Source organism: Vibrio sp. 1-2 (7-a), assembly GCF_013048515.1.
Taxonomy (GTDB): domain Bacteria; phylum Pseudomonadota; class Gammaproteobacteria; order Enterobacterales; family Vibrionaceae; genus Vibrio; species Vibrio diabolicus.
The window spans coordinates 437,045-459,458 of the sequence record NZ_VHSQ01000004.1 but is presented as its reverse complement, the minus strand read 5'-3'; the positions used below and the strand labels follow the sequence as shown (position 1 = coordinate 459,458).

18 protein-coding genes, 1 rRNA gene and 1 other annotated feature are annotated in these 22,414 nt (G+C 45.3%); of the genes, 10 read left to right on the top strand and 9 right to left on the bottom strand.

Translation table 11 applies throughout. From position 1 onward, the window contains the following. The 4 genes from FKN08_RS14600 to rluD form a co-directional block, all read right to left on the bottom strand. Window positions 1-614 (bottom strand): 16S ribosomal RNA (locus tag FKN08_RS14600); the annotation flags it as partial. Between the two features lie 507 nt (window positions 615-1,121). Continuing rightward, a complete protein-coding gene (gene clpB / locus FKN08_RS14595; protein WP_005397478.1) occupies window positions 1,122-3,695 on the bottom strand; it encodes an ATP-dependent chaperone ClpB in 2,574 nt (857 codons plus the stop codon). A gap of 144 nt (window positions 3,696-3,839) precedes the next feature. Next, entirely contained in the window at window positions 3,840-4,568 is a 729-nt protein-coding gene (pgeF, locus tag FKN08_RS14590) for a peptidoglycan editing factor PgeF (RefSeq protein ID WP_170892380.1), read from the bottom strand. A 1-nt stretch (window position 4,569) separates the two neighbouring features. Beyond that, window positions 4,570-5,547 (bottom strand): 23S rRNA pseudouridine(1911/1915/1917) synthase RluD, encoded by a 978-nt coding sequence (gene rluD, locus FKN08_RS14585; RefSeq protein ID WP_005385913.1) that lies wholly within the window; start codon window positions 5,545-5,547, stop codon window positions 4,570-4,572. A gap of 136 nt (window positions 5,548-5,683) precedes the next feature. On the opposite strand from rluD, the gene FKN08_RS14580 reads away from it, so the two are divergent. The 5 genes from FKN08_RS14580 (at window position 5,684) to yjjX (ending at window position 10,669) form a co-directional block, all read left to right on the top strand. Continuing rightward, window positions 5,684-6,412: an outer membrane protein assembly factor BamD gene (locus tag FKN08_RS14580; protein ID WP_006743118.1), complete on the top strand. Its 729-nt coding sequence runs from the start codon at window positions 5,684-5,686 to the stop codon at window positions 6,410-6,412. 144 nt (window positions 6,413-6,556) lie between these two features. Further along, the gene (locus FKN08_RS14575; protein WP_345739917.1) at window positions 6,557-8,038 is read left to right on the top strand and encodes a lytic transglycosylase F; all 1,482 of its coding nucleotides are present in this window, start codon (window positions 6,557-6,559) and stop codon (window positions 8,036-8,038) included. A gap of 325 nt (window positions 8,039-8,363) precedes the next feature. After that, a complete protein-coding gene (gene raiA, locus FKN08_RS14570) occupies window positions 8,364-8,690 on the top strand; it encodes a ribosome-associated translation inhibitor RaiA (protein ID WP_005397484.1) in 327 nt (108 codons plus the stop codon). Window positions 8,691-8,798: 108 nt separating this feature from the next. Next, window positions 8,799-8,920: a sequence feature (Phe leader region), on the top strand. A 12-nt stretch (window positions 8,921-8,932) separates the two neighbouring features. Further along, entirely contained in the window at window positions 8,933-10,111 is a 1,179-nt protein-coding gene (pheA, locus tag FKN08_RS14565; RefSeq protein WP_005397485.1) for a prephenate dehydratase, read from the top strand. Between the two features lie 24 nt (window positions 10,112-10,135). Beyond that, window positions 10,136-10,669 carry an inosine/xanthosine triphosphatase gene (gene yjjX / locus FKN08_RS14560; RefSeq protein WP_170892379.1) on the top strand — a complete coding sequence of 178 codons (534 nt, stop codon included), beginning with the start codon at window positions 10,136-10,138 and terminating at the stop codon, window positions 10,667-10,669. Between the two features lie 110 nt (window positions 10,670-10,779). Here the strand turns inward: yjjX and trpR are convergent, their stop codons facing one another. After that, the gene (trpR, locus tag FKN08_RS14555; RefSeq protein WP_012842123.1) at window positions 10,780-11,088 is read right to left on the bottom strand and encodes a trp operon repressor; all 309 of its coding nucleotides are present in this window, start codon (window positions 11,086-11,088) and stop codon (window positions 10,780-10,782) included. Window positions 11,089-11,101: 13 nt separating this feature from the next. After that, complete coding sequence (gene sltY / locus FKN08_RS14550) at window positions 11,102-13,039, bottom strand: murein transglycosylase (RefSeq protein ID WP_170892378.1); 1,938 nt, start codon at window positions 13,037-13,039, stop codon at window positions 11,102-11,104. A 373-nt stretch (window positions 13,040-13,412) separates the two neighbouring features. On the opposite strand from sltY, the gene ettA reads away from it, so the two are divergent. The 3 genes from ettA to FKN08_RS14535 all read left to right on the top strand — a co-directional run bounded on the left by ettA (window position 13,413) and on the right by FKN08_RS14535 (window position 16,710). Continuing rightward, complete coding sequence (gene ettA / locus FKN08_RS14545) at window positions 13,413-15,080, top strand: energy-dependent translational throttle protein EttA (protein ID WP_005381894.1); 1,668 nt, start codon at window positions 13,413-13,415, stop codon at window positions 15,078-15,080. A 231-nt stretch (window positions 15,081-15,311) separates the two neighbouring features. Further along, window positions 15,312-15,680 carry a PilZ domain-containing protein gene (locus FKN08_RS14540; protein ID WP_150916465.1) on the top strand — a complete coding sequence of 123 codons (369 nt, stop codon included), beginning with the start codon at window positions 15,312-15,314 and terminating at the stop codon, window positions 15,678-15,680. Between the two features lie 28 nt (window positions 15,681-15,708). Next, window positions 15,709-16,710 carry a M23 family metallopeptidase gene (locus tag FKN08_RS14535; protein WP_005397491.1) on the top strand — a complete coding sequence of 334 codons (1,002 nt, stop codon included), beginning with the start codon at window positions 15,709-15,711 and terminating at the stop codon, window positions 16,708-16,710. Between the two features lie 77 nt (window positions 16,711-16,787). Here the strand turns inward: FKN08_RS14535 and tyrA are convergent, their stop codons facing one another. The 3 genes from tyrA to nagZ form a co-directional block, all read right to left on the bottom strand. Continuing rightward, the gene (gene tyrA, locus FKN08_RS14530) at window positions 16,788-17,915 is read right to left on the bottom strand and encodes a bifunctional chorismate mutase/prephenate dehydrogenase (RefSeq protein ID WP_065645177.1); all 1,128 of its coding nucleotides are present in this window, start codon (window positions 17,913-17,915) and stop codon (window positions 16,788-16,790) included. A gap of 21 nt (window positions 17,916-17,936) precedes the next feature. Further along, on the bottom strand, window positions 17,937-19,013 hold the full coding sequence (locus FKN08_RS14525; RefSeq protein ID WP_005397501.1) for a 3-deoxy-7-phosphoheptulonate synthase: 1,077 nt from the start codon (window positions 19,011-19,013) through the stop codon (window positions 17,937-17,939). A gap of 207 nt (window positions 19,014-19,220) precedes the next feature. Next, window positions 19,221-20,204: a beta-N-acetylhexosaminidase gene (gene nagZ, locus FKN08_RS14520; protein ID WP_170892377.1), complete on the bottom strand. Its 984-nt coding sequence runs from the start codon at window positions 20,202-20,204 to the stop codon at window positions 19,221-19,223. A 99-nt stretch (window positions 20,205-20,303) separates the two neighbouring features. Here nagZ and FKN08_RS14515 point away from each other — a divergent pair, with 99 nt between their 5' ends. Both FKN08_RS14515 and murQ read left to right on the top strand, forming a co-directional pair. Beyond that, entirely contained in the window at window positions 20,304-21,416 is a 1,113-nt protein-coding gene (locus FKN08_RS14515; protein ID WP_170892376.1) for an anhydro-N-acetylmuramic acid kinase, read from the top strand. A gap of 20 nt (window positions 21,417-21,436) precedes the next feature. Then, a complete protein-coding gene (murQ, locus tag FKN08_RS14510; RefSeq protein WP_139060882.1) occupies window positions 21,437-22,363 on the top strand; it encodes an N-acetylmuramic acid 6-phosphate etherase in 927 nt (308 codons plus the stop codon). Window positions 22,364-22,414: the final 51 nt, after the last annotated feature.

The following is a 22,414-nucleotide window of genomic DNA, read 5'->3' as shown; positions in this document are numbered from 1 at the left end:
CATCTGACTTAACAAACCACCTGCATGCGCTTTACGCCCAGTAATTCCGATTAACGCTCGCACCCTCCGTATTACCGCGGCTGCTGGCACGGAGTTAGCCGGTGCTTCTTCTGTCGCTAACGTCAAATGATAGTGCTATTAACACTACCACCTTCCTCACGACTGAAAGTGCTTTACAACCCGAAGGCCTTCTTCACACACGCGGCATGGCTGCATCAGGCTTGCGCCCATTGTGCAATATTCCCCACTGCTGCCTCCCGTAGGAGTCTGGACCGTGTCTCAGTTCCAGTGTGGCTGATCATCCTCTCAGACCAGCTAGGGATCGTCGCCTTGGTGAGCCCTTACCTCACCAACTAGCTAATCCCACCTAGGCATATCCTGACGCGAGAGGCCCGAAGGTCCCCCTCTTTGGCCCGTAGGCATCATGCGGTATTAGCCATCGTTTCCAATGGTTATCCCCCACATCAGGGCAATTTCCTAGGCATTACTCACCCGTCCGCCGCTCGACGCCGTTATCGTTCCCCGAAGGTTCAGATAACTCGTTTCCGCTCGACTTGCATGTGTTAGGCCTGCCGCCAGCGTTCAATCTGAGCCATGATCAAACTCTTCAATTTAAGATTTTGTTCGGCTCAATGAATACTGAACATTACATAAAGTAATGTTTGAATTGACTGTGCTGAATCCGAAGATTCAATGGTCACTTCGTTTCATTGAAACCTAATTTGAAGCCGAAGCTTCTAATTGGATTATCATCAACGAGTGCCCACACAGATTGATAGGTCTATATTTTTAAAGAGCACACTTTGAACTTCTCTTCAAAGTGGACGGCCATTTTAGCTAGATAACTTATCGTGTCAAACACTTTTTTAAGTTATTTATCTGCGAGTTAATTCTTAACTCACTGACCTTGTTGTCTAGGCTTCGCTTAACTTGCTTTCCCTTGACAACGGAGGCGCATTATAGGGCGTTCATTAAGGAACACAAGTGCATTTTTAAAAAAAACTCACCTTTTTAGTTCATTCGTATAGAAAACAGGCAAAAGGTTCTAAAACATTATAGAAAAGGGGCCAAATGGCCCCTTGAATGTGATTTTTATCTCATTTCTTATTGTATCTGTGCAATTACTGATGGGCACGAATTTGGTCATTAGTAACGATTAGCTGCACTTTCTTGTCTGGAACAATTTCACCAGAAAGAATCGATTTGGCTAATGGGTTCTCGACATTCTGTTGAATTGCGCGTTTTAAAGGACGCGCACCATATACAGGGTCGAAACCAACTTGAGCGATCAAATCGAGTGCTTTGTCAGAAACCTCTAGTTGATATCCTTTTTCTTCTAGTCGTTTCGCCAAACGTTCTAATTGAATAGAAGCGATGGACTTGATGTGTTCTTGACCAAGTGGATGGAACACCACTATTTCGTCAACACGGTTCAAGAACTCAGGACGGAAGTGTTTGCTAACCACATCCATTACTTCACTCTTGATACCTTGATAATCTAATGTTGCGAAATTCTCTTGGATACGAGATGAACCCAAGTTCGATGTCATGATCACAACCGTATTACGGAAGTCAACAGTACGACCTTGACCATCCGTTAAACGCCCGTCATCGAGAACTTGCAGCAGAATGTTAAATACATCCGGATGCGCTTTCTCTACTTCATCTAACAAAATTACCGAATACGGCTTGCGACGAACCGCTTCCGTTAAGTAACCACCCTCTTCATATCCGACATAGCCTGGAGGCGCACCCACCAATCTTGCCACTGAGTGTTTCTCCATGAACTCAGACATGTCGATACGGACCATCGCATCTTCGCTGTCGAACATAAAGCTCGCAAGTGTCTTACAAAGCTCTGTTTTACCTACACCTGTTGGACCTAAGAATAAGAAGGAGCCAATTGGTCGGTTTGGATCAGAAAGCCCAGCTCGACTACGACGAATGGCATTCGATACAACAGAGACCGCTTCGCTTTGCCCTACCACACGATTATGCAGTACGTCTTCCATACGAAGTAGTTTCTCTTTTTCCGCTTCTAGCATCTTGGATACCGGAATACCGGTTTGCTTAGAAAGTACTTCTGCAATCTCGTTGTCGGTTACTTTATTACGCAATAGTGTCATTTCCTGCATTTCCGCTTGGGTTGCAAGATCTAACTGCTTCTCAAGTTCAGGAATACGACCATATTGCAGTTCCGACATGCGGTTTAGATCACCAGCTCGGCGAGCAAACTCCATGTCCATACGAGCTTGTTCAAGCTCAGACTTAATATGTTGAGTGCCAGAAAGTGCGGCTTTTTCTGTATTCCAAACCTCTTCTAGTTCAGCGTACTCACGTTCTTTTTCATTGAGTTCTTCATTAAGCGCTTTCAAACGTTTTTCACTAGCTTCGTCGTGCTCGTTACTAAGCGCCTGTTGCTCAATCTTAAGTTGGATAATTTTACGTTCAAGCTTATCTAATGACTCTGGCTTAGAGTCAATTTGTAAACGAATGCTTGAAGCCGCTTCGTCGATTAAGTCGATCGCTTTATCTGGCAGTTGACGGTCAGAAACATAACGATGTGACAAACTCGCCGCTGCAACAATCGCTGGGTCAGTAATTTCAACGTGATGATGAAGCTCATAACGCTCCTTCAAGCCACGTAAAATAGCCACGGTATCCTCAACGGTCGGCTCATCCACCAGAACTTTTTGGAAACGACGTTCTAACGCCGCATCTTTTTCGATGTACTGACGATATTCATCCAGTGTTGTTGCGCCAACACAGTGCAGTTCACCACGGGCTAATGCAGGTTTGAGCATGTTCCCCGCATCCATTGAACCTTCACCTTTACCCGCACCAACCATAGTATGGAGCTCGTCGATAAACAGAATGACATTACCTTCTTCTTTAGCGAGTTCATTCAATACCGACTTCAAGCGCTCTTCAAATTCACCACGGTACTTAGCACCAGCAACCAGTGCACCCATATCTAATGACAGCACGCGGCGACCACGCAAACCTTCTGGCACTTCATTGTTGACAATGCGCTGAGCTAAGCCTTCAACAATTGCGGTCTTACCTACGCCAGGTTCACCGATGATCACAGGGTTGTTTTTAGTACGGCGCTGCAATACTTGGATGGTACGGCGAATTTCATCATCACGGCCGATAACCGGATCCAGTTTGCCCTGCTCTGCTCGTTCGGTAAGATCAATGGTGAACTTTTCCAATGCTTGGCGAAGCTCTTCTGCGTTCGGGTCATTAACCTTTTGACCACCTCTGATCTTTTCGATTGCTTGGCTAACTTTTTGCTCTGTTAAACCGATCTCTTTGAGTAATTGCCCCAATGGTCCGCGATCTTCTAAAGCAGCAAGCAGGAAGATTTCAGACGAGATATAGGAGTCTTGACGCTTTTGCGCCACTTTGTCACACAGGTTAAACAACGTGCCCATCGAGCTAGAGAGCTGCACGTCTCCACCGATGCCACTGACTTTTGGTAATCGATCTAGCATTTCACTCAATTTAGAGCGTAAATGCGTTACGTCCACATCCAGCATAGTAAGCAATGGACGAATTGGACTGCCATTTTGGTCAAGCAAAGCCACCATTAGGTGAACTGGCTCGATATATTGATGATCGCGCCCTAACGCTAGTGATTGAGCATCAGAGATAGCGATTTGAAACTTACTTGTGAATCGATCAAGACGCATATCTACCTTCCTAACCTCAACTAAAGGAAATTCTTTTGACAGTTAGAAAGATGGATACTCAGAGGAGGAATTTCAAGGGAGTGAATGAATAAAGATAGCTTTGCAAAAATAGCACTATGCATCTTGGCACTTTAGTGCTTATAACTAATCTTCAATCCAAATAAAGGTGGCTTGTCGACCAGTTTTACCATCACGGCGATACGAATAAAAAGAGGCTTTATCTTGGTAAGTACAAAGTCCAGAGTCAAACACTTGTGTCACACCAGCTCGATTTAGACGTTGCGTTGCCAGCTTTGACATATCAGCCAACCATTTACCTTTAGCCTCTCGTGGCATAAAAGCTTGATGTGCCAGAGAATCGACATCAACAAAAGCTTGCAGAACATCTTCACCGACTTCAAAAGCTTCAGGCCCAATAGCAGGCCCAAGCCACGCTATCACTTCACCTGAAAACAACGCTAATGCATTTTCGACAATACCATTTGCTAAGCCGCGCCAACCTGCATGAACGGCGGCTACCTGCGTGCCTTGTGTATTAGTCAATAATACAGGTAGACAATCGGCGGTCATCGCTGAACAAACAACATGGCTTGAAGAAGTAAATACACCGTCCGCATCAAGCACTTGTGTTGTTGGTTCATTTGCTTGAGCCACAACAGTCGAATGTGTTTGGTTTAACCAGATTGGCGCATTGGGTATGTTTGCCTGCTGCGCCAACCAAGCTCGGTTCTTCTCTACTAAAGACAAATCATCCCCAACGTGAGTACCTAAATTTAGCCCTTGATAAGGGCCTGTCGAAAAACCGCCTATACGTGTTGAGGCCAAAGCTTTGACATTTTTAGGCGCACGCCAATTCGGAATGATTGTCTTCATCTTAGAACTCTTCCGGTAAACCGTGCTCTTCCGTATCTTGACGAAGCGCTTCGGTCATCGCCACCATGTCATCAGGCACAGGGGCATGGAACTCAAGTACTTCTCCCGTAATTGGATGTTCAAAGCGTAGCATTACGGCGTGCAATGCTTGGCGATCGAAGCCACGGATCATTGCCGTTAGCTCTTCAGAAGCACCTGTCGGGATGCGAGCACGTCCACCATATGCAATATCACCGAGCAGCGGATGCTGAAGGTAAGACATGTGCACACGGATCTGGTGCGTACGACCCGTTTCAAGACGCAGACGGATACGCGTGTGTTCGCGGAAACGCTCAGCGACACGGTAGTGCGTTACCGCTGGTTTACCCATTGGTGCTACCGCCATAAGCGTACGCTTGGTAGAATGACGACCAATAGGTTGGTCCACTTTACCACCCGCTGTCATACGACCAATAGCGATTGCTTCGTACTCACGAGTAATATTACGTTTTTGCAGTGCGCGAACCAGGCGAGTTTGTGCTGGCACAGTTTTCGCCACCACCATCAGACCCGTTGTGTCTTTATCCAGACGGTGCACAATGCCCGCACGAGGCACTTCTGCGATATCAGGGTAATGATGCAACAACGCATTAAGCACTGTACCATCTGGCGTACCGGCACCTGGGTGAACCACAAAGTCACGAGGCTTATTGATAACGATAATATCGTCATCTTCAAAAACGATATCTAGCGGGATATCTTGCGCTTCCCAGCGTTCTTCATCTTCTAACTCGGCTTGCAATGTAATTTCCTCGCCACCCATTACTTTGGTGCGAGGTTTGGTGACAACTTCACCATTAACTTGAACTTTCCCATCAAGCAGCCACTCTTTCAGGCGCGAGCGAGAGAAGTCCGCGAATAATTCGGCGATAGCTTGGTCTAAACGTTGACCTAACTGGCTATCTTTTACGGTATTTGTTAATACAATCTGCTGAGCCATATCGAACTTTTTTAAAAACTGTGAGACTAATGCTCACGACTGTGAAAAAATAGACTATTACGTCATTGTATCTGTTACTGGAAAGAAAGTAACGGCAGCTTAAGAAATATTTAGATTCAAGGAACAGACTCCTGATATGAAACGTCAGACTTTAACAGGCCTTTTAGCGGTATCCCTTCTGTTTGGATGTGCAAGCAAAGAAGAAATCGTTCCTGATGTGCCGCCTTCGGAACTGTATGCAGACGCACAGATTTCTCTTCAAAGTGGTAATTGGCTTTCTGCAATTGAGAAACTGGAAGCATTAGACTCACGTTACCCATTCGGTGCCTACTCAGAACAGGTGCAGCTTGACCTAATCTATGCGTACTACAAAAACGACGACCTTGCTTTGGGCTTGGCAACCATTTCTCGCTTTATGCGTTTAAACCCAACCCATGAAAAAATGGACTGGGTACTGTACATGCGCGGCCTAAGCCATATGGCGCAAGATCGTAACTTTATGCATGATCTGTTCAGCGTAGATCGAAGCGATCGCGATCCTGAGCCAGTAAAAAAAGCGTTTGATGACTTCAAAAAACTGCTTCAACGCTACCCGAACAGTCCATACGCAGAAGACTCACAAAAACGCATGGTTGCGCTGAAAAATCGCCTAGCGAACTATGATTTAGCGACGGCTGACTTCTACCTCCGCCGTGAAGCCTGGGTAGCTGCAATTAATCGCAGTCAAGAGCTACAAAAAGCATTCCCAGACACCGAAGCGGCACGTAAGTCACTGACTATCCAGCTAGAGGCCTACAAACAACTTGGGTTGGAAGACGCCGTAGCAAGAACTGAAAAGCTTATCGAGCTCAACCCTGTGAAGTAACTGAGCCGCTTCAAACTAAACCGCCACCGTTTTTACCGTGGCGGTTTTTTATTACCCGCAATAGCGTGTTCTGCCCCTGCTTGATGATCTACGGGGCTCTACATATGCTTAAAGTTCCCCTCCCCTTTATAAAAGGATGTGAACGTGACGATACCTAAGCTATGCGCAGTTATGCTGCTCTTATTGTCTGCTTCCGTTTGCGCACTGCAAATATCACCACTCAAGCAACCTCCTTACACTGGGGACCTCGATGTTATTAAAGAGAAGAATGTTTTACGTGTCCTCGTTTCTGCTGATCTAGGCTTCTATTACATTGAGGGCGGTACACCAAAAGGAATAGGTGCAGAACTGCTGGCGCATTTCGAAAAAGACCTTCGTAAGCTCAAACCGAAACTTAACGTACAAATTATTCCTCTAGCCCGTGACCAACTTCTGCCAGCCTTAGAAAATGGCTCCGGTGATCTAGTCGTCGCCAATCTGACCATTACCAACACACGTAAACAGAAAGTCGATTTTAGTTCACCCATTCTTACTGGTATTGACGAGTGGATAGTCACGAACAAAAGCACACCAGCCATGACTAACATTGAGCAACTGAGCGGCAAAGAGGTTTGGGTACGTGCCAGTTCTAGCTACTTTGAGAGTATTCAAGTACTAAATAAGAAGCTAAATAAAAAAGGCTTACAACCCGTTGTCGTACATTTTATTGAAGAAACACTGCAAGACTACGAACTGGTGGGGATGCTCAATAACGGCTACGTCAAAGCCATTGTTCTCGATAGCCATAAAGCCAAACTTTGGCTTAAAGTGATGGATGATATTCGAGCTCACCCAGAAATCCCTATTCGTGAAAATGGTAAAATCGCTTGGGCAATGCGGGAAAACAGCCCAAGTTTGAAAGCCGTCGTGAACAAGTTTATTCAGAAATCTCGTTCTGGGACACTGCTCGGTAACGTCATTTACGGAAAATACATCGATAACACAGATTGGCTAAACAAAGCCCTTAACCCCAAGAAAATTGCTCAACTAGAAAAGCTTGCTACGTTGTTTTCACGCTATGGCGAGAAGTACGATATCGACTATCTACTGATCGCAGCCGTCGCTTATAAAGAGTCCGGCTTTAATAACGACCTCGTTGGAAGTAGAGGTGCAGTCGGCATAATGCAAGTTCTACCCAGCACGGCTCGAGACCCTAATATCAATATCAAAAACGTTCGGCAGCTAGAAAACAATATTCATGCTGGCGTGAAGTATTTAGCATTTTTGCGTAAACAGTACTTCAGTGATCCTGCTATTACGGCGGAAAATAAACTCTACTTTACCTTAGCGGCTTACAATGCTGGCCCCGGGAATGTAGAACGAATTCGTAAACGTGCAGCCCAGCAAGGCTACGATCCTAATATTTGGTTCAATAACGTGGAAGTCGTTATGCGGAAAAATTTAAGCTCAACGGTTGGGTACGTCACAAGCATTAATCGCTATTACGTTATATACAAACAGCTAGAAAGTTTGGACCAGGTCAAAAGTCTAGAGCGGGTATCACTGGCACCAAAGGATCCCTTCTTCATGATACCGCTACGAAAAGTCAGTCAAACGCCAGACACAAAAAAGCCGCTTGTACAATAAGCGGCTTTGTAAATAAATTCGTCTGAGAGACTCAGTGACTATCATCACACTTTACGTATAGTTAAATTTTAACCACCTCTAATATTAGGCCGTAAAACTTCCCTAAAAACGAAGACGTTTTCAGCTGAGTACTCTATCCAATCTACGGATTTACTAACCGATAACAAGCAATTTCACGATAAATCTCAGCAGATCTTGAGTGAGATCACATTCATTTTTCATCATAAAAACCCCGAACAAAATAATGATCTAAATCACATTTTTTTATGCTTAAAGCGGTAATCTGAACTCAACCCATGAGGGATGCAACAGAGGAAAAACACTTATGACAATGAATATCACTGGCAAAAACATCGAAATCACCTCTGCAATCCGAGCTCATATTGAGAGCAAGTTTAAAAAACTGGAGAAATGGCAAGTAGACCTAATTGGTTGCCAAGCAACTTTCAGTGAGGAACCAAACAAACAGAAGAAATTCGAAGCGGTTATTAAAGTTCCTAAAGGCCAGCTCATTGCCTCAGCAACTCACGAAGATCTTTACGCAGCTATCAACGAAGTGGAGCAAAAACTAGAACGACAATTGAACAAGCTGACCCACAAACCTGAAGCTCGACGTGCAAATAAGCCTGAGCTAGTGGAAGAAGAAGAGTAAACTGACCAGATTGAGGAAATAGCGCCGAAAGGCGCTATTTTTTTGCTTGACGCTCTCCCCTGCCTTGCTTATTGTGTTTAAACACTCATAAATTAAGCACTATTTATGCATTTAACCTCACTGTTTATTTTTGACTTCTTTTTCCTCCCATAGTCGGAGGGGCGAACTCGTTTGTGAAAGAAAAGTCAAAAACAAACAGAAAGCCTCCCAAATCGGGAGGCTTTTTTATAAGGAAAGAATTGATGACTGACCAACCTATTTCCCTCGAAGAAATTCGTTTGCGCTTGAATGAGCTGGATGACCAACTTCTCAGCTTATTGTCTGAGCGCCGTAAACTCAGCATTGAAGTAGCCAAAAGTAAAGTACAAACCTCAAAACCCGTTCGTGATGCCGTTCGAGAACAACAACTATTAGTTAAGCTGATTTCTAATGGCCGAGATAAATACGAACTCGACGCGCAGTACATCACTAAACTATTCCATACCATCATTGAAGACTCAGTGCTTCTTCAGCAAAGTTACCTGCAAAACCTCGTTAACCCGCAACAAAGTCGTAAGCCACTTGCTCGCGTCGCTTTCTTAGGAGCCAAAGGCTCTTACTCGCACTTGGCAAGCCGCGAATACTTCAGCCGTAAAAATACAGAACTTATCGAGCTCAACTGCGAACACTTCAAAGAAGTGACTCAAACAGTAGAATCGGGCCATGCTGATTATGGTGTTCTGCCTATCGAAAACACCAGTTCAGGCTCTATTAATGAAGTGTACGACCTACTACAACACACGACGCTGTACATCGTTGGAGAGCTAACTCAACCAATCGAGCACTGCTTGGTTGCGAAAAAAGACATTCGTCTGGAAAACATTAAAACGCTGTATTCACATCCTCAGCCACACCAACAGTGCAGTGAGTTTTTAAGCCGTATGAAAGGTGTAAAACTGGAGTCTTGCGCCAGCACGGCAGATGCAATGCAGAAAGTTCAAGAGATGGATCGTGATGATGTTGCTGCAATTGGTAATGCATCAAGCGGTAAGCTATACGGCTTGCAAGCAATTCAAGGCAACATCGCAAACCAAACTGAGAACCATACTCGTTTTATCGTGGTTGCTCGCAAACCAGTTGAGGTTTCAACTCAGATTCCAGCAAAAACCACCTTGATCATGTCGACCTCCCAAGAGGCTGGCTCATTGGTTGAAACACTATTAGTGCTGCAACGTTACGGCATCAATATGACCAAGCTAGAATCACGTCCAATTATGGGGAACCCATGGGAAGAAATGTTCTACGTAGACTTGGAATCTCATCTTGCTTCGACAGAAATGCAACAGGCACTAGAAGAGCTAACAAAAATAACTAAACACTTGAAAGTATTAGGCTGTTACCCTAGTGAGAACGTAAAGCCTACCCAAGTAAAATTGAGTTAATAGACACCAGTGAGTAAAAAGATCATGGCAACCCAAAAAGTCGTAATCGCATCGCTAAACCCAGCTAAAATTAATGCCGTTCAAAGTGCATTTAACAGTGCATTTCCGCACAAAGAGTTCAACTTCATCGGCGTCAGTGTACCTAGTGAAGTCGCAGATCAACCTATGACTGATGAAGAGACTCATCGCGGTGCACTAAACCGCGTTAAAAACACAAAAGTAGAGATGCCAAACGCGGATTACTATGTCGGACTTGAAGCGGGAATTGAAACAAACGTGACGTTTGCGTGGATGGTGATTGAGTCAAATACTCACCGTGGTGAATCTCGCTCTGCGAGCTTAATGCTGCCGCCTAAAGTATTGGACAAACTCAAGCATGCGAATGAGCTGGGAGATGTCATGGATGAGGTGTTTGGTACCGAGAACATCAAACAGAAAGGTGGTGCCATCAGCCTGCTCACCCAAAACCAGCTGACTCGAAGTTCGGTTTACCATCAAGCCTTGATTCTGGCTCTAATTCCATTCACAAACCCTGAGCACTTCCCTTCAAATTTATAACGCTCACCCCATTCGCTAGGTACGAAAAAGGGCGGATATTTCCGCCCTTTTTAACACGTTATCTTAACCACTTGTGATACCAATACCTAAAGGCGAATTGGAATCACTGACTACTTAGATACCGCAACTTGCTCTAACAAAACCTTGAGTTTGTCTTTCTCTTCATCAGATTTAGACTTTAACTCGTTAGAACCACGAGTAATAGTGGCAATACCCACGCCAAGCATCTGGCTGATCTGACGTTGAGATAATTCTCCTTTAAGAAGCTCGTTAATAATATTAACGCGTGATATTAATGATTCTCTCTCATCACGTGACATCAGCATGGTTAACAGCATGTCATCTTGCTCACTGTCCATACTAGTTCGAATTAGCTCAATAATCTGTTGCCAGTCTTTGTACTCGGGTTCGTGCGACATCAAGTTACCTCACTCAATACTTGGTATTGATCTCATGTTGATTCAAGAACGCGCCATCGATACCCAAAAGATCACGGTAATATGTTTCAAACATCAGGATGTTTTGTACATAACCGCGTGTCTCTCTAAATGGAATTGCCTCAATAAAGGCATAAGCATCCACTTTTCCTTGGGTACGCTCTCGCCACGTTTTTACTCTGTTAGGACCTGCATTATAAGCAGCAAGAGCAAAAATACGATTATTATCGTAATCCTCTAATAAGCCTTGCAAATAATGGCTACCAATTTCGATGTTTTTTCCCACATTGTAGAGATCCTGCGTACCTTGATAACTCAACTTATATTTACGTGCCGTGTACTTTGCTGTAGCGGGCATGATCTGCATAAGACCACGAGCACCAACTGGAGAACGGGCTTCGACATCCAACGCACTTTCCTGTCGAGCCAGGGACATCATCGTCACGGGATCTATGTTGTGTTTTTTTGCATAAAAGTTAAACCACCAGCGATGCGCAATCGGGAACCTCAGTTCGATATTATCCCACATCTGCGCTTGGATACTCGCGGTCACCGTTAGGTTATGCCAACGCTTAGAAGACGCATAAGCCGCCAACATCGCCTTTTCATCTTTCCCTACGCGGCGCAATAAATGTGCCCATTCACTTTTCGCTGCTGCGATTTTATCCGTCGCGATCAACTCTTCAATACGAACTAACGAGTCTTGGTAGGGTTGAACCACTCGCTTATCAAACTTAACCGTATGCGTAGGGTATTTGATTGATTGTCCAATCGCATTGGCGGCTGCCACACTATAGAAGTTTCGCTGCCCGACCAAAGTCGCTAAACGCTGTTTCCCTGCGATGTCATCACCTAACGCAATTTCACTTCGTCCAAGCCAGTATTGCCAGCGAAGCGACGCTTGCTCTTCTTTATTGAGAACGGCAATCCACTCTTGTACGCCCTTCCAATCCGCGTTCTGAATCGCTAAGCGAATGCGAGTTTCAATGAGCGGTAAGTACTGGCTGGTTTTCGTTTTATCATCGCGCCACTTAGCTAGTGACTCAGACTCAGTACGGGTCAATCGAAATGCGATATAGTCAGCCAGGGCTTGCGCCTTTTCTGGAGAAAACTTCTGCCCTTTAATGACGGCATCATACGCACTCTGCGCTTGACTGGTATTCATGCGAGCTAGCTTTTCCAGCGCATATTCGCTTTGCGCTCGATTAAAATCATTAGCCGGTTTTTTCTTCGCGAACTCCGCAACGCTTGAAGGGTTGTCAAACAACGCCTTCATTTCTTTCGCTTGTTGCCTTGCCTGCGAGGATTTAGGCAGTTTAAGTAAGTAACTCATCAAACTGCCATTACGAGCATCAAACGCCAGTAGCATACGCTGGAGAATTAATTCATCAGTACGTTCACCTGCCTTGTCCCATGCTGCGAATAATGGATCGCACTCATCGGCAATACTTCTGCCACGCAACCACATATGCTCAGCCCCTTTAAACGCGGCGACTGTCTTACCTTGCTCTAACTGAGCCACGTAGAAAATACATTGGTAACGCTCGCCACTTGGAATGACTTTTTGAAACTCAGTAATGGTTTTCCAATCTTTTTGCTTATAAAGATGGTTGAGGTATGGAGCGCGCACACGACGAGAAAAAGGAAACGACTCGTGCTCCGAAATAAATTCGTTCACCTGCTGTGGCGATTTTTCCGGTAACTGTCTAATAAACGTTCGGTAGTCCACATAAGGCGTCAGTGGATAGTCAGAAATTTTAGGACGGATCGAAAGGTATCCGTCGATGTCATTTTTATCTAATAAATCTTGAGCTTGCTCATAAACTTCACGCTGCTTTTCCAAGCTCAGCGCAGCATTAGCACTCAAACTCATCGCACACAGCGCGGCGGCGCAGCATACGTTTTTAGCCAATTCAGATACGTTGAATCTCATTTGTGTCATTTTCCCCAGACATATACTGCCCCAAAGCCTCGTTTTGTTAGCGTTCATGTGATGTTAAGGCAATTTTCACACATGCATCTATTTACACAGAATGCAGATGTCCATGTAAAGCAACTTAGTGTATTAAAAATTGTACTCGTGAAACTTTTAAGACGATGGAGACAAGGAGTTCCTAACTTGTGCAGAAAGCACTTCGTCATTTATAACGAATAACAAAAGTGTATACCCTAACTGTGTAAGTTTCCGGTCAGCTCAAAATAAGAAATCCACTCGAAAGGGAAATTCTTGCAATGCGGTAACAAAAACAAAGCACTTGGTATAAAATGATGGGTTTGAATGACAGTTAATTTAGGAACGATCGGCAATGGCTGAATACGTATATACCATGTCGCGGGTGAGCAAGATTGTGCCACCTAAGCGTCAAATTCTTAAAGACATCTCTCTGAGCTTCTTCCCTGGTGCGAAAATCGGTGTTTTAGGTCTGAACGGTGCAGGTAAATCCACACTGCTACGTATCATGGCAGGTATCGACACGGATATCGACGGTGAAGCACGTCCACAACCTGGTCTAAACGTAGGCTACCTACCTCAGGAGCCAGTATTAGACGAATCAAAAACCGTGCGTGAAGTTGTTGAAGAAGCGGTTGCTGACGTTGCTGACGCACTGAAACGTTTGGATGCGGTCTATGCGGCTTACGCAGAACCAGATGCAGACTTCGACGCACTTGCAAAAGAGCAAGGCGAACTTGAAGCTCTGATCCAAGCGAAAGATGGTCACAACCTAGAAAACGCACTTGAGCGAGCAGCAAACGCACTTCGTTTACCTGAATGGGACCAAAAAATTGCGCATCTATCAGGTGGTGAACGCCGCCGTGTCGCTATTTGTCGCCTGCTACTTTCTAAGCCAGACATGCTGCTGCTTGATGAGCCTACCAACCACCTAGATGCAGAATCTGTCGCTTGGCTAGAGCGCTTCTTAGTGGATTACACAGGTACTGTAGTCGCTATCACCCACGACCGTTACTTCCTGGATAACGCCGCGGGTTGGATCTTAGAGCTTGACCGTGGTGAAGGTATCCCATGGGAAGGTAACTACACCTCATGGTTGGAGCAAAAAGACGCTCGTCTACAACAAGAAGCATCTCAAGAAAGTGCTCGTCAAAAAACCATCGAGAAAGAACTTGAGTGGGTACGTAAAAACCCTAAAGGTCGTCAAGCGAAATCAAAAGCACGTATGGCACGCTTTGAAGAACTGCAAAGCTCTGATCACCAAAAACGTAACGAAACCAATGAACTGTTTATCCCGCCAGGTGAGCGTCTAGGTGATAAAGTTATTGAAGTGAAGAACCTAACGAAGTCATTTGACGGCCGTGTTCTAATTGATGACCTATCATTCAGCATCCCTAAAGGTGCGATTGTTGGTATCATCGGTGCGAACGGCGCAGGTAAATCGACCCTATTCAAGATGTTAAGTGGTACTGAACAACCAGATTCAGGCACAATTGAAATGGGTGATACAGTAAAACTAGCATCGGTCGATCAGTTCCGTGACAGCATGGACGATTCTAAAACCGTATTCCAAGAGATTTCTGAAGGCGCTGATATCATTAAGATCAACAACTTCGAAATCCCAGCTCGCGCATACTGTTCACGCTTTAACTTTAAAGGCAGCGACCAACAAAAAATCATTGGTGAGCTATCAGGTGGTGAGCGTAACCGTGTCCACCTTGCGAAACTGCTTAAAGCGGGCGGTAACGTGTTACTACTCGACGAACCGACCAACGACCTTGACGTGGAAACACTGCGTGCTCTAGAAGAAGCACTACTAGAGTTCCCTGGTTGTGCAATGGTTATCTCGCACGACCGTTGGTTCCTTGACCGTATCGCGACCCACATCATTGACTACCGTGACGAAGGCCAAGTTAACTTCTACGAAGGTAACTACACCGAGTACATGGACTGGTTGAAGAAAACGTTGGGCCCTGAAGCCGCAGAACCACACCGCATCAAATACAAGCGTATTGCGAAGTAATCGCAACCCGCAAAGTTTGATTGTAATTTGTACAAAGGCCGCTATCATAGCGGCCTTTGTTTTCTTTGTTATAAAAAAGAGCTCATTAGCCCGTCTCGTTCGTTAAGAACATGACATTGCACTTACGTCACTCTGTAGCGACCTCGACACTTTTCAAACAGCAATCGAACATTTTTTGTTCACATTGATATACTATTCAATTCTGTTTGAAGACATGACGAGAAAATGCACATGGCAGAGAGACGACGCTTTTCACGCATTCTCCATCAAGCGCCAGCGAAGGTAGAACAACGTGACTTGGCAATTGAAGCTAGGATTCAAGATCTTTCCTTACATGGTTTACTCATGAAAGTGGAAGAGACTGAGGCTTTGGATCCAGCCCTTCCAGCCCATGTGACTTTTTCATTTGATCAATCCGAACAAGTGATTACGTTAAAAGCGCAAATTGTGGATATTTCTAAGTGTGAGATTAGGTTAAAGATCATCAAGATAGACATCGAGAGCATTAGCCAACTAAAACGATTTATAGAATTGAATGTAGGCAATAACGACCTTCTGAACCGAGAGTTAGAACATCTCTCTGATTTAGGAGAAAAATAAATGAACGCCTATTTAAGTAACAATAACTATGTCTAAAAAAATCATCATGCAGATCCCGACGAAAGACGGCGATCAGCAGTTCTATTTGGGCCGCAGTTCGGTCCTAGCAGTATTTGCTTCGGTATTGGCATTACCCGCCGTCGTTGGTGGCGCGTGGTATCTCAATCAACAGCAGATACACAATAAAGACGAACTAACACAAACCATCGCCAAACTAGAAAGTGAAAAGGCCGAAATCACCGCTCTTTATGAAGAGCAGCTTGATACCAACCACTCGCTTTCTCAGTCATTGACCGATAAAAACAATCAAATTCAGCTATTAGGAAAACGGGTATTCGACGTCGAATCGGTTCTAGGTCTCGCTGACGAAGAGCTGATGATCGATGAAAACAACATGGCGTTAGAAGAGCGAATTGATGCAGCAGCTATCGATTCCGCGGTTCGAGCAACCATGTTTCGTTTGATTCCAAATGATAGCCCAGTGACATACCAACGTATTTCTTCTTCCTATGGCAGTCGCATTAATCCTATTTCAGGTAAACGACACGTTCATACTGGTATCGATCTTACCTGTAAACGAGGAGAAGAAATCCTCGCACCTGCAGACGGAGTGGTGGAAACCGTTCGCCCGAGTAATCGTGGCTATGGCAACTATGTCACTATTCGTCACTCATTTGGCTTTATGAGCTCCTTTGCTCACTTACAACGCTTTAAAGTGAAAAGCGGCCAATTTGTCAGTAAAGGCGATGTGATTGCTCAATGTGGTAGTTCAGGTAATTCCACTGGCCCGCACCTGCATTACGAGGTGCGCTTTCTCGGGCGAGCACTCAACCCTCAATACTTGATGGAGTGGACACCTGAAAACTTCAATTATGTATTTGAAAAAGAGAAAAAAGTGAAATGGGGCCCTTTAGTTCAATTGATTGATAATGTCGTGCGTCTGCAAGTCAATTTAACCAACTCCCCCTATCGCGACACCAGTATCAATACAGTATCAAGTGAAGATACCAGCAATACCGCGACTAACTGATTTATCTCTCGACACAAAAAAGAGCAGCGTAAGCTGCTCTTTTCGTTTCGGGCTCCACACGGATAGATAACCAGTTATTAACCGCGATGAATATTATCATTCGCCTGTTTGAGTAAGTTTTGGCTCTCATTCATAAATTGTTGTGAATAATCACCAAACCACTCACTCACCTGCTCAAAGCTTTCGACAAATTTGGCTTTATCTTTGCTATCCAAAATCGCAAGTGCTTCACCGAAGCGTTGGTGGAATCGCTTAATCATGTCGATGTTTTCTTGCGATGAGAGAATAATGTCACCGTAGAGGTTTGGATCCTGACCAAACAGACGCCCTACCATCGCCAACTCCAGGCGGTAGATTGGTGAGCTCAACTTTAACAGTTGCTCAATGTTCGGGTTCTCTTTGCTTAGATGCATGCCGTAAGCAAATGAGGTGAAGTGACGCAGCGCTTGGATTAACGTCATGCCATGATCGTGCTCTTGCGCATCAATCTGACACAAGCTCGCGCCCCAAATACCAAACTGTTGCAGCAACCATTGGTATTGATCATTTCCACGCCCATCACAGTACACAATCACCTGCTTGGCAAGGCTCGGCACATCTGGACCAAACATTGGGTGTAAACCAACCACCGGTCCTTGGTGCACATTCAACATTGCTTGCAGTGGCTTAGATTTTATAGAAGTCAGGTCACACAGAATACAGTCTTGTGGCAGATTACCTAGCTTTTCAATCACACCTTCTGTTAAGTGAATCGGCACAGTAACCACCACCAGGCCTGCATCTTTTAGGATGTCATCCGCACGCTCCCAGTCTTTGCTACCAAGCACTTTGACTTGATAACCAGATAGCTTGAACATACGTCCAAAAAGGCCGCCTAACTGGCCATTACCACCAATAATGACCACTGAGCGTAATTCAGGGTTCAAACACTTAAAACCGGAGTCTTTTTCACTGGCATAAGACTCACGCATGGTACGACGCAGAATATCTTCAATAAGCTGTGGAGGAATTCCCATTTTCTCAGCTTCTGCTCGGCGAGAAGCCAGCATCGCCGCTTCACGATCAGGGGCATAAATAGGCAAACCATGTTCGCTTTTAACTTCCCCAACTTTCTCTACGAGCGCCAAACGCTGGGCCAATAGCTCCAACATTTGCTTGTCGACTGCATCAATCTGATCGCGCAATGCGTTAAGTTCAACTGCCATTGATGTTCCTTAAATCCTGTATTAATTAGCCTTTAGACGATTTTCTAAGAAAGGCACTAGCTCTTCATGTGCATGACGTAATAGTGCCTCAGTTGAATCCCAATTGATACATGCGTCAGTGATAGATACACCGTATTTCATTTCTTCGAGAGCTAAGTCAGAAGATTGATTTCCTTCATTGATATGGCTTTCAATCATAAGGCCGATAATGGACTTATTACCTTCACGGATTTGGTGGATCACATCCTCCGCGACTAATGGCTGGCGACGGTAATCTTTACGTGAGTTGGCGTGACTACAGTCCACCATTAGTGATGCATCAAGGCCAGATTTCGCCATTTCTTGCTCACACTCAGTAACTGACACTGAGTCGTAGTTAGTTTGCTTGCCACCACGTAAGATCACGTGTCCATTGGCATTGCCCTGAGTGGTCAACAGTGCTACTTGTCCCTCACGGTTAATTCCCATAAAACGGTGGCTAGAAGACGCAGCTTGCATCGCATTGATTGCGGTTGCCAAACTACCATCCGTGCCATTTTTAAAACCAATTGGCATAGACAGGCCACTTGCCATTTCACGGTGAGTTTGTGATTCCGTAGTACGTGCGCCGATCGCAGCCCAACTAAAAGTATCCGCCAAGTATTGTGGGCTAATTGGGTCCAGAGCTTCAGTCGCGAGCGGGATTTCCATCTCTGCCAATTCCACTAGCAGTTCGCGTCCAACATGCAGACCATGTTCAATATCGAAGCTGCCATCGAGGTGCGGATCGTTAATCAGCCCTTTCCAGCCGACCGTGGTGCGTGGTTTTTCAAAGTAAACACGCATAACAATATACAGTTGGTCACTTAGTTGTTCAGAGAGCGCTTTAAGACGTTTTGCGTAATCCTTCGCCGCTTCCACGTCGTGGATAGAACATGGACCACATACAACCAGCAGGCGATGATCCTTTTTATGAATAATATTAGCGATAGTTTGGCGAGACTCTTGAATAAAGCGGCGCGCTTTTTCACTCAAAGGAAGCTTGGTTTTTAGCTCCTCTGGGGTAATAAGAACCTGCTCTTCGCTAATATTAATATTGCTCAACTCACTTTTCTGCATAACTCTAACCTGTATATTTATTTTTACACCCAACCAAATCCTTGGTGAGACAACTAAGCTTTAACGACAAGATAACAGGCTAAAAAAGAAAAACAAGCGTACACAATAAAAAACATTTGGTGTAAATTATTATTTACAGACAAATAAAAAGCCAAAGTATAATTAACTTTGGCTTCTAATCGGTGTTTTGAATCGTTTACAAGAGGTTTAGCTGGTCAAGCGTTTCATCGCTTCACTCGCCGCTTTCCACTCTTGAGATAACTTGAGATCGCTTAGAGAAAACGACTGTTTTTTCAGTAACGCATCCGCCAGTGGCACTGTTGATACTGGCAAGTTATCCAACACCTCAATGTGTGCTTCACGCTTATTACACATCAATAGCATATCGCAACCGGCTTTCAAGGCTTGAGCCCCACGCTCGGCAGGACTACCCATGATTGCAGCGCCTTCCATCGTCAGATCATCGGAGAAAACCAAGCCTTTAAAACCGAGTTGCTGTCGCAAAACTTGTCTCAACCAGTATTCTGAACCACTCGCTGGCTGAGAGTCGTAGTTCGGAAAAATCACGTGAGCAGGCATCATGGCATCTAAAATACCGACATCAATTTGCGCTTTAAAGATAGCCATGTCTTGTTCAAAAATGTCGCTGCGCTCGTCGTATGGCGTTTCTAAGTGTGAGTCAGCAATCACACCACCGTGACCCGGGAAGTGTTTGCCTGTTGTTGCCATTCCAACGCTCTTCATACCCTGCATGTAAGCGGTGCTAAATCGAAGAATGGTATCGGCATCTTCGCCAAATGCTCGGTTACCGATCGCTTTACATTGATGACCTTTATCGAGCACGGGTGCAAAGCTTAAATCAATGTCGTGTGCTATCAACTCCGCTGCCATTAGCCAACCGCCCATACATGCTAACTCTTCACCATTTTGATGTTTGGCGTATTCTTCGGCTGCAGGGATCAACGAGAAACCTTCACGGAAGCGTTGTACTCGCCCCCCTTCTTGATCCACACCGATCAAAATCGGGCGCTTGGCTGCCTTGCGGATTGATTGAGTAAGTGCTTGAAGCTGTTCACTATCATGATAGTTACGAGCAAACAGAATTAAGCCACCAACCGTAGGATGTTCCAGAATTTCTTTGTCTTCAGCGGTCAGTTCATAACCCGCGACGTCAACCCATAACGGTCCCATGTTTTCTCCTCAAAATCGGCTGAATATCTCGTATTCGATGAGGTTATTCGCTTCAGATTTGCTTTACAATAAGTGAATGAAGAATTGACGAGATCGGCTATGAAATTTAACGAACTGTACATTGGTGTGATGTCTGGAACGAGTATGGACGGCGTTGATACCGCTCTGGTTGAAATAAGTGATGAGCACGTTCGTCTGGTTGCGCACGACGATTACCCAATGCCCACAGCACTGAAAGAAATGCTGTTATCTGTTTGTACCGGTCAAGCCACAAATTTAAAAGCCATAGGTGAATTGGATCACCAACTTGGCCACCTCTTCGCTGACGCCGTTTTACAACTGCTCAATAAGTCTGGCTACGTCGCGGAACAAATTCGTGCGATTGGTAATCACGGTCAAACGGTATTCCACCAACCTACTGGAGAGTTACCCTTTACCACTCAGTTGGGTGATGCCAACATCATCGCAGTGAAAACAGGGATTGATACGGTTGCAGATTTTAGACGTAAAGATACGGCGCTAGGTGGTCAAGGTGCACCGCTGGTTCCCGCTTTTCATAAAAGTATCTTTGCCATGCAAGATTCCACCACCGTCGTGCTGAACATCGGTGGCATTGCCAACATCTCTGTACTGCATCCCGAGCAACCAGTCATTGGCTATGACACAGGTCCGGGCAACATGTTGATGGACGCGTGGTGTGCACTGCACACTGGGCAAAGCTTCGACAAAGATGCACAATTTGCACTGAAAGGAACGGTAAACGCTACTTTGTTGACTCAATTACTTAAAGAAGCTTACCTCGCCATGCCAGCACCTAAAAGTACCGGGCGAGAACTGTTCAATATTGACTGGCTGCATCAGCAACTGGCTCATTACAATTTACCAACCAAAGACGTACAGCGTACACTCTGCGAATATTCTGCGATTACCATTGCCAACGAAGTCGACAAGTTTTCTCATGGCATCACGCCTCAACTATTGGTCTGTGGCGGTGGAGCAAGAAACCCACTTTTGATGCAGCGACTGGCCAAGTTATTGCCACAATGGAGCGTTGCGACAACGGCAGAAAAAGGCGTTGATGGCGACTACATGGAAGCAATGGCGTTTGCTTGGCTTGCGCAGCGCCATATTCACGGCCTCCCTAGCAACTTACCGGAAGTTACGGGGGCAAGTCGTCTCGCTTCACTGGGTGTACTCTATTCAAAAAATTAATCACGAAGGCTTAAATTACTATGACAAATGACGCGCTTATTGCGGCTCTTTCTCACCTCGTCTCTGAAGGTCGAAATCCTGAAACAATGGATATCGATCTTCTTCCTTCATTCGATATTGTGCAGCGTTTAAACCAACAAGATAAACTCGTCCCAATTGCGGTCGAGAAAGTGCTACCAGAGATCGCTCAAGCCGTTGATAAGATCACGGAAGCATTTAAGGTCGGAGGTCGGTTGTTTTACATCGGTGCAGGCACCAGTGGTCGGCTCGGTGTCTTGGACGCTTCAGAATGCCCGCCGACTTTTGGCACGGATCCAGAGATGGTCGTTGGTATTATTGCGGGTGGAAAAGAGGCAATGTTCCGCGCGAAAGAAGGGGCAGAGGACGATCCTGAACTAGGCGAGCAAGATCTTAAAGAGAATGCGCTAACACAACGCGATGTCGTCGTTGGTATTGCGGCAAGTGGACGGACACCGTACGTGATTGGTGGCTTAGAGTATGCGAACGAACTTGGTGCCACCACTGTAGCACTATCTTGTAACCCTGACTCTCCGATTGCAGATATTGCCGATATTGCGATCAGCCCCGTTGTTGGACCTGAAGCGTTAACGGGATCCACTCGCTTAAAATCAGGGACGGCGCAGAAACTGGTGCTAAACATGCTAACAACCGCAAGCATGATCCGTTTGGGTAAGAGCTACCAAAACCTGATGGTTGATGTGAAAGCAACCAACAACAAGCTCGTTGCACGCGCGGCACGAATTGTGATGCAAGCGACCGATTGCAGCAAAGAACAAGCAACCGAAGTACTTAAGCAGACGGATTATGAGGTGAAGCTGGCGATCTTAATGATCCTGACCGATCTTGATATTGAATCTGCTCGTGCTCACCTGCACCACCAAGACGGCTTCTTACGCAAAGCAGTGGAAAACCACCAGCCGAAATAAATCTTGAGTCCGCCAGCTCAAATCTATCGATAGAAGACAAACAAAAAGGAG

What these genes read in the sequence shown, in the direction of transcription:
- pheA (WP_005397485.1), top strand. Translation starts at nt 8,933, where the DNA reads ATGACTGACCAACCTATTTCCCTCGAAGAAATTCGTTTGCGCTTGAAT.
- rluD (WP_005385913.1), bottom strand. Translation starts at nt 5,547, where the DNA reads ATGGCTCAGCAGATTGTATTAACAAATACCGTAAAAGATAGCCAGTTA.
- sltY (WP_170892378.1), bottom strand. Translation starts at nt 13,039, where the DNA reads ATGAGATTCAACGTATCTGAATTGGCTAAAAACGTATGCTGCGCCGCC.
- FKN08_RS14580 (WP_006743118.1), top strand. Translation starts at nt 5,684, where the DNA reads ATGAAACGTCAGACTTTAACAGGCCTTTTAGCGGTATCCCTTCTGTTT.
- pgeF (WP_170892380.1), bottom strand. Translation starts at nt 4,568, where the DNA reads ATGAAGACAATCATTCCGAATTGGCGTGCGCCTAAAAATGTCAAAGCT.
- FKN08_RS14525 (WP_005397501.1), bottom strand. Translation starts at nt 19,013, where the DNA reads ATGCAGAAAAGTGAGTTGAGCAATATTAATATTAGCGAAGAGCAGGTT.
- raiA (WP_005397484.1), top strand. Translation starts at nt 8,364, where the DNA reads ATGACAATGAATATCACTGGCAAAAACATCGAAATCACCTCTGCAATC.
- clpB (WP_005397478.1), bottom strand. Translation starts at nt 3,695, where the DNA reads ATGCGTCTTGATCGATTCACAAGTAAGTTTCAAATCGCTATCTCTGAT.
- trpR (WP_012842123.1), bottom strand. Translation starts at nt 11,088, where the DNA reads ATGTCGCACGAACCCGAGTACAAAGACTGGCAACAGATTATTGAGCTA.
- nagZ (WP_170892377.1), bottom strand. Translation starts at nt 20,204, where the DNA reads ATGGGACCGTTATGGGTTGACGTCGCGGGTTATGAACTGACCGCTGAA.
- FKN08_RS14515 (WP_170892376.1), top strand. Translation starts at nt 20,304, where the DNA reads ATGAAATTTAACGAACTGTACATTGGTGTGATGTCTGGAACGAGTATG.
- FKN08_RS14540 (WP_150916465.1), top strand. Translation starts at nt 15,312, where the DNA reads ATGGCAGAGAGACGACGCTTTTCACGCATTCTCCATCAAGCGCCAGCG.
- murQ (WP_139060882.1), top strand. Translation starts at nt 21,437, where the DNA reads ATGACAAATGACGCGCTTATTGCGGCTCTTTCTCACCTCGTCTCTGAA.
- tyrA (WP_065645177.1), bottom strand. Translation starts at nt 17,915, where the DNA reads ATGGCAGTTGAACTTAACGCATTGCGCGATCAGATTGATGCAGTCGAC.
- FKN08_RS14535 (WP_005397491.1), top strand. Translation starts at nt 15,709, where the DNA reads ATGTCTAAAAAAATCATCATGCAGATCCCGACGAAAGACGGCGATCAG.
- ettA (WP_005381894.1), top strand. Translation starts at nt 13,413, where the DNA reads ATGGCTGAATACGTATATACCATGTCGCGGGTGAGCAAGATTGTGCCA.
- yjjX (WP_170892379.1), top strand. Translation starts at nt 10,136, where the DNA reads ATGGCAACCCAAAAAGTCGTAATCGCATCGCTAAACCCAGCTAAAATT.